Source organism: Coprococcus intestinihominis (assembly GCF_040096555.1).
GTDB lineage: Bacteria > Bacillota > Clostridia > Lachnospirales > Lachnospiraceae > Coprococcus_A > Coprococcus_A intestinihominis.
Genome location: NZ_JBBMEK010000092.1, coordinates 1 through 11,063 on the forward strand (window position 1 = coordinate 1; position 11,063 = coordinate 11,063).

The window sequence follows — 11,063 nt, forward strand, 5'->3', positions numbered from 1 at the left end:
GGAATTTGGCTGCAGTTACCTGAGGAAAGCGGATGGAACACTGCTTTCTATCAGTGACTGGAAAATGCAGGCAGACAGAATGATGTTTTCTTATAAATGAAACACGGCGGAGGACAGATATGATTTACAACATGGATTTTCTGATTTCGGCAATGATTATTTTGCTGTTGATTTTGTGGCATTTTCTGGGACAGAAAAGAGCAGAGGATCTGAATAACCGGGTATTTCTTTTCTTTGCTGTTCTTGGAACGGCAGATGTTGTTGCTGAATTTTTCACTAATTACTATATTACTTCATACAACAGCGATATGGGAACTGCCGCAGTCATCGTGACAACGATATTTTATCTGCTGCAGGCCTTGCTTCCCGCTACATTTATTTTTTACATTCAGACATTGCATGAGCAGAAAATCATTTCAGCTAAGAAGATGTTTATATCCGGTGTGCCAACCCTTGTTCTGATTAGTGTGATTCTGACAAATCCATTTACGGAAAAGCTTTTTTCTTTTGATGTGACAGCGGGATATGTGAAAGGGCCATGGTATCTGCTGATGTATGTCAGTGCGTTGGGGCATTTTGCAGTGGCATTATTGCTTATTCTGCTCTGGCGCAAAAAGCTTGGGCCTCAAAAAGAAAAAATACTTTTGGAGATTTTTGTGATATCCGGTGTCGGTGTGATCTTGCAGATGTTTTGTCAGTCACTTTTGATGACTGGATTTGGAATGAGTCTTGGTATATTGGCATTGTTCATTACGATCAACAATCCAAATGCCAATCTGGACAGTCTGACCGGCTTATATAATCATCTTTATCTGACACGAAAGATGGGCGAACTCATTGCGTCAGGAAAATCTTTTCATATTATTACAGTGTATCTGTATCAGCTGAAGCATATTAACAGGGTAGCAGGGGTACAGGGGGGAGATTCTATTTTGCAGCAGATAGCCGGACAGCTTGGAGCGCTCTGTGGTCAGAAGGTGACCCGTATTACCGGAAAGCGCTTTCTTGTGCTGACTTCTTCTCTGGAAGAATATGAATATTATTTTGCCAAATTGAAGAGGCTGTTTGATGTAAATAAGGTGTTGGATGTGGAAGATAAAAATATCGCTGTTCCGGTAATTATAAGCGGCATTATCAATGCTCAGAAGCTTGAAGAAAGCGGTCTGATCATGGAATATGCGGAATATCTGGAGTCTCTGACACCGCAGAGCGGACTGACAGAAGTGATACAGGACGACCGCCAGACAATGAATGGTTTTATGTATTACAAACGGGTGGAACAGTATCTTCACAAAGCAATTGAGGAAGATCTCTTTGAAGTATACTATCAACCGGTATATTCTACCAGGGAAAGAAGATTTATTACCGTGGAGGCGCTGAGCCGCCTGTATCATCCGGAACTGGGTTGGATTGCACCGGATGTGTTTATTCAGATTGCAGAAAAGAATCATATGATTGAACAGATTACAGATATGCAGTTCAGACGTATCTGCAGATTCCTGAAGGAAAACAGGGAATTGATGTCACGCCTGCTGAACGTAAAGGTGAATCTGTCGTCTCTGGATTTGATGCGGAATGACTGCAGCAGTCATTTTATCCGTATGATGGATGAATATGAGATCAGGCATGAGTGGATACAGTTTGAGATTACTGAAACAATTGCAACAGAGTACAGCGCCAGTCTGGGAATGGTTGTGGACGGATTGACAGCAGCAGGTATTCGTTTGTGTCTGGACGATTTTGGCTCGGGATATGCCAATCTGAATACGGTGATGCGGCTTCCGTTTTCTACCATCAAGCTTGACCGCTCACTTCTTTTTGATATCTGCAATGATGAGAAGCGCGCGCAGTTTTACCAGAGTGTTGTAGAAACATTCCGCAAAATGAACTATCATATTGTTTCGGAAGGCGTGGAGACAAGAGAAGAGATGGAATTGATCAGCAGATGGGGTGTGGATATGATTCAGGGATATTATTTCTCGAAACCGCTACCTGAAAAAGCACTTATAAGTTTAATGCAGACAGAGACGATGTCTGCTTCTGTAAATGGGGAACAATCAGAAAAGGTTTGACCTGATTAAAAAGCGGATTATGAAACGCATGATGGGTAAATATACAGAAGAAAAGAGGCAGAATCCATGAAGACAAAAGCGAAAATCATGATTGTTGATGATGCGGAGATGAATCGGGAGATTCTGATGGTGATTCTTGGTGATGAATACGAATATGTGCAGGCGGAAAATGGGCGTCAGGCTATTCATATTCTGCAGCAGGATATGAATATAGATTTGATGCTTCTGGATATTAATATGCCGGAAATGAATGGCTTTCAGGTACTGGACCGGATGAATACATTTCACTGGATTAATGATATACCTGTAATCATGATATCCTCAGAGGAGAAGAAAGATGTTATAGAACGGGCTTATATCCTTGGAGCGGAAGATTATATCAGCAGGCCATTTGATGCGTTTATAGTGCGAAGACGTGTACAGAATATACTCAATCTGTATGCCAATCAGAAAAGGTTGATGCAGATGGTTGCAGATCAGATTTATGAAAAAGAAGAGAACAATAATCTGCTGATTGGAATTTTGAGTCATGTTGTGGAATTCCGGAACAGTGAGAGCGGAGAACATATTCTTCATATTCGTACAGCTACAGAACTTCTGCTGCGCAGACTGGTTCAGAAGACGGATGAATATCATCTGTCCGAGTCAGATATTGTTATGATTACAACAGCCTCCGCCTTGCATGATATTGGCAAGATCAGTATTCCTGAAAGTATTTTAAACAAGCCGGGAAAACTGACCCGGGAGGAATTCAGCATTATAAAGACACATACAACGATTGGTGCGGATATTATCAATCAGATGACGACAAAAATGGAAAAACCGTTGCTGCGCATTGCCGGAGAAATCTGCAGATGGCACCATGAACGGTGGGATGGACACGGCTATCCGGATGGACTCATTGGAGAGCAGATTCCTATCGCAGCGCAGGTGGTTGCATTGGCAGATGTTTATGATGCACTGACCAGCAAGAGATGTTATAAGGATGCTTATGATCATGAAACGGCACTGGATATGATTCTGGCCGGTGAATGTGGTGCCTTTAATCCGCTGCTTTTAAAGTGCCTGCAGGATATTGCACCGAGGCTCAGAATGGACGCACAGTATGACGCAGGAGATTCTCCCTACCGCAGTGAAGCAGACCGTCTGACCACGGAAATTATGAATAAAACGGAGATACCGAGCAGTGAACGTTCTCAGTATATGCTGGAATCCATGCAGGAGCGGATGAATTTTTTTGCCTCATTAAAAGGTGGAATTCAATTTGATTATGATTCTGTTTCCAGACTGGTCAATGTTACTAATTGGGATGAACCGCCGCAGTACCGTTATACGGTCAAAAATGTTGCAGATACCAATTGCTTTACATGCCTGAGTCAGAAGGATTTTCACCGGTTGAAAGACGCATTGGATGCAACGACACCGGAGAACAGGGAATTTTCAATGAGTATCATGATGCCAAAGGAAAATGAGTATGAGTGGTGTGATCTGAGGGTACATTCGCTCTGGTCGGATCTGTCCCCGGAACATTATATCGGAGCAGTCGGGCAGCTGGTCAGGCCGCAGGAGGTGTCGGCAGATATCCCAATTCTGGATGGCCTTGCAGAAAGTGATACAGCAGATGGAATGGCAGTAAAGGCTATTGTTGATCAGCTTCGGAAGATTTTTGACATTGTTCGGCTTGTAGATCCGACAGCTAATGCAGTGCTGGAATTGGATCATAATGGAACATTGAGGAAAACCGACCAGCATTGTGCGGCTTTCTGGGAGACAGGGGGGAATTGTACAAACTGTATTTCGACCCGTGCTTTGTCTCAGAAGACAATGCTGAATAAGCTGGAGTTTACCAAGACAGATATGTATTATGTCGTTTCCAAATATCTTTGTATTAACGGAACACCGTGTGTTATGGAAATGCTGTCCAAGATGAATGAAGGACGTTGGATCGATGCAAACGGAACAAGGTTTTTGTTGGATAAAAGTCGTGGAGAGAGTCGAAAACTGTTCCTGGATCCATTGACAGCTACATATTCCAGACGCTATTTTGAGACATATCTCACTCATATGGAGGGCATGGAATGTGTGGAAATTATAGATGTGAATCAGTTCAAACAGGTGAATGATACATATGGCCATCCGGCGGGAGATGTGGTGCTGAGAGATATTGCAGCAGCTATCAAGTCCTGTATCCGTAGCAGTGATATACTGGTTCGCTATGGCGGAGATGAATTTTTGCTGCTCTTTCCGAAGATGTCGGAGAACGATATGGCAGAGAAGAACAAAAGAATCAAAGCAGCTGTGGCGAATATTGTATTTACAGAATATCCGACCTTGCATCTGTCAGTCAGTATCGGCGGTGTCTGTGGTGTCCATCCGATAATGGAGGCCATTCGCCAGGCAGACAAACGGATGTATGAGAATAAAAGAACGTCATAGAAGAGAGTTAGAAGAAAGTTGATGCTCGTTGTGATGCATCAGAAGATAATGCAGCAGGGGCTGTCGGGATGAAAAATTACATTTCCCGACAGCCCCTCTTTTGCACTCAGCCATTTGGAGAAGGATCTTTGGACTGAGACTCTGCGGCTTTCCGATGATTTTCTTTTTTTTCTGCATACATCCGCTGGTCTGCAAGAATACGGATTTTGCCGGTATCTTCTGTTTCCAGGGGATAGACAGCATAGCCGCAGCTGGCACCGATATGCAGTGTCTTGCCGTCAATTTCATAAGGAAGAAGCAGAGACTGGACGATGCGCATTTTCGTCTGCATGCAGAGTGAATCTTCCATTTCTGCACTGATAATCAGTGCAAATTCATCTCCGCCAATCCGAAAAGCAAAGTCATTGCTGCGGATACATTTTAAAAGTCGTTCTGCCACTGCTTTCAGGAGTTTATCGCCCATATCATGTCCGTAGGTATCGTTGACAGGCTTGAAATGATCCAGATCAAGATAGTACAGAACAAAAGGAAGCTTTTTCTGTTCTTTGCGGTGCAGGACAGAACTGAAATAACGCTCGTTGAATAAGCCGGTCAGGCCATCTGTGTTGGCAAGATTCTCCAGTTCATGTCGTTTGCCGATATCCTGTGCAATCATCATGACTTTTTGCGGGATACCTGCCTCATCCCATTCTACAGCAACGACATTCATAATTTTGTAAACATTTTCTGTTCGTTTGCTGTATTCGATTTTCATGATACCGTTTCCTTTATGCAGCACTTTCTGCAGGTAGTCTTTGTTCAGCAGATGGCTTATTTTTATATTTTCTGTATCGGATAATACGATATAGTTTCTTGCAATCGTATCGAGCAGATTCTGATAGGAGCCGGTTTCGGGATACAGGCTGTTGCTACTGTATTCATGGTATTCATATCTGTCCTTCAACAGGTCAACGACTGTATAGCGATCTACAATGCAGGTCATTCCGTAAAATAGCTGATCGGTCTGCTCTTTTTGGGCTTTTAGAGCCTGATGCAGTAATTCCTGATGCTTCAGCTTGTATTCTGCGTTTAAGGACGACAGCCTGAGAAGTAAAAGAAGCAGGCAGGTGGCAAGTACGGTGATTGCAGCAATGGTAACATGCATTATTTTTTCATCCGGGGAATTGACAGCAGCTGTCTGCACAATTCCGAGAATGCTCCAGTCATTGAGACCAACAGGCTGGTAGACCATGTAATATGAAGTCCCCTGACTGTTAAATTTAGCACGGCCTTTTACAACCTTCTGAAGGTCATGTTCAACGGCATCGTATGTGTTCTCTGAAAATACGGCATTGTCCTTCAGAAAGGTAAACAGATTCTCATGTTCTGACAGAAACTCCGATTGAGATTCCAGAGAAAGAATGACGTGTCCCTTTGCATTGACGAGATAACAGCTGCTTTTGTCGCCATATACATTATTAGATATCATGTCCTCTACTGTAGTGACATCGTAACTGACAGCGACGCCTGTATAGGTTATATTATTAAGGCAAAATGGATGGCTTAACGGAATCGCAAAGACGACCTTATGTTTGCCGCTGCTGGCAGTATAGTCAGAAATAGTGGGGCATCCGGAGCTGTACATTTCCTGAAAACAGTTCCGGATACTGTCTGCAGTGCCTTTCCGGTTGTTGGCTGTAAGAAAATCACAGTGTTCGTTAAACATATAGAAATCACTGTATTGCCAGTTGTTTTTCCGGTCTGCAAAATCATGCCATACCGTTTCAGCATTCTCAGAATCTGATATACACTGCAGATATTCATCCCAGTCAGACAGGACATTCCAGTTGCGTTGCGTAAACAGCGTAAAGGTCCGGTTGACCTGTTCATAGGTTGCCAGAAGATGTTCAGAATTCTCCTGGTAAATCTCTGTTTGAATGAAGGTGCGGTACTGATAAATTCCAAACAGGAGAACGACAACAATTAGAATAATAAGAGTAAGGAATTTACATATTTTGTTCATAATGTTCTCCTCCTTTTGATGGTGCGGCTGCTGAGACATGTGAAATTATATCTGATCGGTATTCTTTTCAATAAGCAGGATTCTCTTACGGTTATATACCAGATGAAGATACATGGCATCCTGAGCGCGCAGCGGGTCGTGCCCGGCAATTGCATCTGCAATCTCACGATGTGTTTCGACTGTCTCTTCGTGCAGAGCCCCACTGGTTGTTTCAACAAACAGCGGAATAGAGCTGTTAATGACAGGAATCAGACGGGGAACAACAACATTTTTGCTGCTCAATGCAATGGCTGTGTGGAATTCAATGTCCTTTTGGGTGTGATCATCATGCCTCTTTAATAATGCTTCCGTTTCATCGCAAAGTGCGGTGATTTTTTTTATGTCATTTTCATCGGCATGGGCAGCAGCCATTGCAGCAATGGAAGGTTCAAGCAGAAAACGCACTTCCAGCAGATCATGAATCAGCTTCTGTTTATTGCCGATAAAGGTGAATCCCAGTGGGTCCTGCACCACCCCCGGGGATGAAGCAATATAGGTACCGGAGCCCTGGCGGATCGTAACGATATTTCTGGAAGCCAGGAGTTTCATGGCTTCACGGATGGAACTCCTTCCGGCATTAAGATGTTCGGAAAGGACGGTTTCATTAGGAAGCTTATCTCCCGGCTGTAGTTTTTCTTCTAAAATAAATGTGATAATGTCTTCTGATATTTTCTGTGGAAGACTTTTTTCTTCTGGTGACGAAATCATCCTATGATTTTCTCCATTTCTTTGGTTCTATTCTTCTTATAAATTATAATAATGGTTATTAAAGGGAATGTCAAAAGGTTAAAATGTATAAAAAAGTAGATAATAATTTAGATAAAATTCCAGTATTGCTTTTTTCAGAATAAATATATGATAAATACATCAGATGTATTTACGCAAAAACAAGAGAAAAAGCACAATTTGAAGAAAATAACAGTTAAAAGGTCTGATGTATTTAAGGAAAATGAAACATCGGATGAATTAAGGAGGCAAAAACAGAAAGATGGAAGTGACCTTTCGTACAGAAGCTGCCATTCGAAAGTAATTGATTCTGAACATTTACAGAAAAATATTCATTTATCCATAAAAAATCATAAAGCCATACGTATATCTATTGTCACAACGATGTACGAGTCCTGAGATGAATCAAGAAGGACAATAATTTTTTGGGAAGCAAAAAGACAGCAGATATGCAGGAGGTTTATATTGATGAAGAAATTAACGGGTATTTTGATGGCGGTATGTCTGACAGCAGCATTAATTGCAGGATGCGGACAGAAAGCAGGAAGAGAGAACACGCAGACCACTGACAACCAGTCAGCAGCGCAGACAGAGAGTCAGACAGCGGGCAATCAAAGGGAAACAGGTGATTTAAGCGGTGATGAAGTCTCAGCGGCGCAGCATTGTATTTTGCTGGCAGGGAAGAACGGCACATGGCTTCTGGCAGACAGAGACAACGGAACGGTGTTTACGACATCTATTCCAAATGATCTGAAGGATAATGACGGCAAAAAAATCACATCTGAAATTTTAAAAGTCGGAGATTATGTGGATGTTTATGGAGACGGCATTATGCTGGAGAGCTACCCGGGGCAGTATCCGGGAGTCAGCAAGATGGTCGTTACCGGTGAGGGTACGGCAGATGAAGTGAAGCAGTACCAGGATGTCATTGATATGGTTTTTGCTGAACCGGATACAAGTACAGTTCCGACAGTGGGTGTTGTCTACAGCTCATCTCTTGGTCAGACCATGTCATTGATGAGCGGGCCGGGCAACTCTACATGGACAGCGCCTTCAGGCGATTCTGAAACGGACAGTTCAGAAGATAACACAGTGACAGCATGCGGTTCAGCAGTGATGCAGTGGGAGAATCTGGAGAAAATGTCCATGGATGCAGGTAAGACGGACTTTACCATCAGCTGTGATCTGACACCGACAAAGGTGACTGTGCGCCGTTGGAATTCAGATAAATATCCGGCTTCCGTGGATGATGATTTGGATGCATTGGCAGAAGAAGTCAATGTAGAAAAGAGTGCTGACGGAGAGTTTGTTGTCAGAGATGTGGAGCCGGGATATGTGTATGAAGTCACCGTCAGCTGGGAATACGGAGATGCACAGTATGGGTTTATGACTTCAGAGATTGATTTATAAGGCAGGATTTTAACAAAATTCAAAAATATGATAAAATGGGGTTGACATTGCTCTATATCAGCGTTATAATGGGTAACGACTTATGAAACAATAAGTCTTAACAGAATATCGCGGGGTAGAGCAACCCGGTAGCTCGTCGGGCTCATAACCCGAAGGTTGTTGGTTCAAATCCGGCCCCCGCAACTCAAAGACTTGATGAATATCAAGTCTTTTTTTGTGTAATTAGGAAATTCCGTTGGAATTTCCTATTACATATTGTTCTTAGATTTTGGATGCAGATGTTTTATTGTAGGAGTACAGAATGGAGAGAGAGATTAAGCTTGTAGCATTGGATTTGGATGGTACCACATTTAATTCAGAGAAGGTCATAACAGAGAGAACAAGGGAAGCGATTGCGGCAGCAATTAAAAAGGGTGTAATTGTCATGCCTGCCACCGGACGGCAAAAGACCGGTTTGCCGGAGAGCTTTACTTCAATTCCAGGGGTGCGTTATGCACTGACTTCCAATGGCGGAGCGGTTGTTGATTTGTGGGAGGACAGTATTATCTATGCGGATTTTATACCTTATAAGACGGCATGCAGAGTCATTGATCATTTAATTCAGATAGATGCGCTGATTGAGTTTTATCATGATGGTAAGTCCTATGCTGACAGAAAAAGTTATAACAGAGCACTTCATGTTTATAAAAACTTCCCGGATTGGTTCAAGGAGTATATTAAGGTTTCCAGAATACCGGTGGATGATTTGCGAGAACGGGTTTATTCGGGAAAGTTTAATATAGAGAAAATGCTGGCCTCTTTTGATGATATGATCTTGAGACAGCAATTGTTTGATGAAATGCATAATGACCCGGAGCTCAGTGTGGTATTCGGCAATAGTTTTAATGTGGAAATCACTGCTGCGACAGCCAATAAAGGTCATAGTCTGCTGAAACTGGCCGGGAAACTTGAAATTATGCCGGAACAGATCATGGTTTGTGGGGACACGATGAATGACAGAACCATGTTTGAGGCAGCAGGCCTGGCAGTGGCTATGGGAAATGCCGATGAAGAGATTAAGGCCATGGCAGATGACGTTACACTGTCGAATGATGAGGATGGTGTTGCTGCGGCCATTGAGAAGTGGGTTCTTTAATTATCGAAATCTCCGCCGTTTATTGTCTGCTGTGAATGAGCTGACGAATGATGTACAGTACACCATCTTCATCATTTGACAATGTCTCAAAGTTGCTGATGGCTTTTAAATCAGGGTGAGCATTGGCCATAGCGTAGCTGAAATAGCCCTGTTTCATCATTTCATAATCATTGAGATAGTCTCCGAAAACCATGGTTTCATCCGGTGAAATACCATAATTTTTTTGAAGTGCAGCGAGTCCGCGGCCTTTGTTTGTGGCGGCAAGACTGAGGTCTGTCCACATGTAGCCGGCCAGAGTAGCTTTAAAAGGTGCACGGACATCAGACAGAGCCGGAAATGAATTGCTTTCGGCACCTTTGAAGTCACAGACAGTCACTTTGCTTACTGGGGCATCAATTTCAGAGATGTCATGGATATACTGAACTTTCTTATAGTAACGGCCTATTTCTTTGCGGGCATCATCCGATGTCTGATCGAAGAGATAGGCCGTTTTGAAACCGGAGAGAATCGGAATGGCGCCGGGAACCTGACGGCAGCGCCCGAGAAGATAAGAAAGGGCATACGTATCAAGAATGTCCTGATGAACCAGCTGGTCGCCGTTGACGAGACATCCGCCGTTTTCAGCCATAAAAACAAGCTTGTCCATGCAGCTTTCAAACTGCATGGCAAGGGTTGGGTATGGCCGCCCGCTGGCAATGACAAAAAGAATTCCGAGTTTGTGAACTTGATTAAGTATATCAAAAAAATCACGGGGCATCTGGTCCTGACTGTTCAGCAGAGTGCCGTCCATGTCAGTGGCAATCATGCGCACCTGATTAAGTGAATGCTGCATTGTAAATTCCTCCAAAAATAAATTACCGGGTTGAAGTATTTGAATGTTAAATAAGGATGTTCGATTTACAATGTAGCATATATTATTGAAAATGTATAGAGGAAAAGAGTGCTTGTTTTGAAGGAAGGACTTATTATTCGATAGAAGAATGGATGGATGGAAATAGAGTAGAAAACAGATAATGCCTTGTCATCTGAAGAAATCCCCGTTATACTTAAAGAGCGACAAGTGAGTAGAATTTGGCATATACTTTGCAAATAGCGTGGATGATACAACTATACAAGGAGGCACATAATGGAGATTTTAACAGGCGACATCGTACGGCTGAAGAAGAAGCATCCCTGCGGCAGTTTTGACTGGGAAGTGCTTCGAAGTGGTGCGGATTTCAGATTAAAGTGCTGCGGCTGTGAG

At 42.9% G+C, this 11,063-nt stretch carries 8 protein-coding genes and 1 tRNA gene; 6 read left to right on the forward strand and 3 right to left on the reverse strand.

Going from position 1 to position 11,063, the window contains the following annotated elements; genetic code table 11:
* The first annotated feature begins 119 nt into the window (after window positions 1-119).
* Window positions 120-2,072, forward strand: a complete 1,953-nt coding sequence (locus tag WMO25_RS08680) for an EAL domain-containing protein (RefSeq protein WP_349085004.1) — start codon at window positions 120-122, stop codon at window positions 2,070-2,072.
* Between the two features lie 66 nt (window positions 2,073-2,138).
* The gene (locus tag WMO25_RS08685) at window positions 2,139-4,508 is read left to right on the forward strand and encodes a diguanylate cyclase domain-containing protein (protein ID WP_349085006.1); all 2,370 of its coding nucleotides are present in this window, start codon (window positions 2,139-2,141) and stop codon (window positions 4,506-4,508) included.
* A 106-nt stretch (window positions 4,509-4,614) separates the two neighbouring features.
* Here the strand turns inward: WMO25_RS08685 and WMO25_RS08690 are convergent, their stop codons facing one another.
* Both WMO25_RS08690 and WMO25_RS08695 read right to left on the reverse strand, forming a co-directional pair.
* On the reverse strand, window positions 4,615-6,510 hold the full coding sequence (locus WMO25_RS08690) for a sensor domain-containing diguanylate cyclase (RefSeq protein ID WP_349085008.1): 1,896 nt from the start codon (window positions 6,508-6,510) through the stop codon (window positions 4,615-4,617).
* A gap of 45 nt (window positions 6,511-6,555) precedes the next feature.
* Window positions 6,556-7,257, reverse strand: coding sequence for a FadR/GntR family transcriptional regulator (locus WMO25_RS08695; protein ID WP_349085009.1), 702 nt, complete (start codon window positions 7,255-7,257; stop codon window positions 6,556-6,558).
* A gap of 486 nt (window positions 7,258-7,743) precedes the next feature.
* Here WMO25_RS08695 and WMO25_RS08700 point away from each other — a divergent pair, with 486 nt between their 5' ends.
* The 3 genes from WMO25_RS08700 (at window position 7,744) to WMO25_RS08710 (ending at window position 9,820) form a co-directional block, all read left to right on the forward strand.
* The gene (locus tag WMO25_RS08700; protein WP_349085010.1) at window positions 7,744-8,685 is read left to right on the forward strand and encodes a hypothetical protein; all 942 of its coding nucleotides are present in this window, start codon (window positions 7,744-7,746) and stop codon (window positions 8,683-8,685) included.
* A gap of 109 nt (window positions 8,686-8,794) precedes the next feature.
* Window positions 8,795-8,868 (forward strand) — tRNA-Met (locus WMO25_RS08705).
* Between the two features lie 118 nt (window positions 8,869-8,986).
* Window positions 8,987-9,820 (forward strand): Cof-type HAD-IIB family hydrolase, encoded by an 834-nt coding sequence (locus WMO25_RS08710; RefSeq protein WP_349085012.1) that lies wholly within the window; start codon window positions 8,987-8,989, stop codon window positions 9,818-9,820.
* A gap of 19 nt (window positions 9,821-9,839) precedes the next feature.
* Here WMO25_RS08710 and WMO25_RS08715 read toward each other — a convergent pair whose 3' ends face one another.
* The gene (locus WMO25_RS08715) at window positions 9,840-10,652 is read right to left on the reverse strand and encodes a Cof-type HAD-IIB family hydrolase (RefSeq protein WP_349085014.1); all 813 of its coding nucleotides are present in this window, start codon (window positions 10,650-10,652) and stop codon (window positions 9,840-9,842) included.
* A gap of 294 nt (window positions 10,653-10,946) precedes the next feature.
* Between WMO25_RS08715 and WMO25_RS08720 the strand changes: the two genes are divergently transcribed.
* Window positions 10,947-11,063: DUF951 domain-containing protein (locus WMO25_RS08720; protein WP_349085015.1), on the forward strand; the 117-nt coding region annotated here is incomplete at its 3' end.

Coding starts and splice junctions, on each gene's coding strand:
- WMO25_RS08680 (WP_349085004.1), top strand. CDS start 120: ATGATTTACAACATGGATTTTCTGATTTCGGCAATGATTATTTTGCTG.
- WMO25_RS08685 (WP_349085006.1), top strand. CDS start 2,139: ATGAAGACAAAAGCGAAAATCATGATTGTTGATGATGCGGAGATGAAT.
- WMO25_RS08690 (WP_349085008.1), bottom strand. CDS start 6,510: ATGAACAAAATATGTAAATTCCTTACTCTTATTATTCTAATTGTTGTC.
- WMO25_RS08695 (WP_349085009.1), bottom strand. CDS start 7,257: ATGATTTCGTCACCAGAAGAAAAAAGTCTTCCACAGAAAATATCAGAA.
- WMO25_RS08700 (WP_349085010.1), top strand. CDS start 7,744: ATGAAGAAATTAACGGGTATTTTGATGGCGGTATGTCTGACAGCAGCA.
- WMO25_RS08710 (WP_349085012.1), top strand. CDS start 8,987: ATGGAGAGAGAGATTAAGCTTGTAGCATTGGATTTGGATGGTACCACA.
- WMO25_RS08715 (WP_349085014.1), bottom strand. CDS start 10,652: ATGCAGCATTCACTTAATCAGGTGCGCATGATTGCCACTGACATGGAC.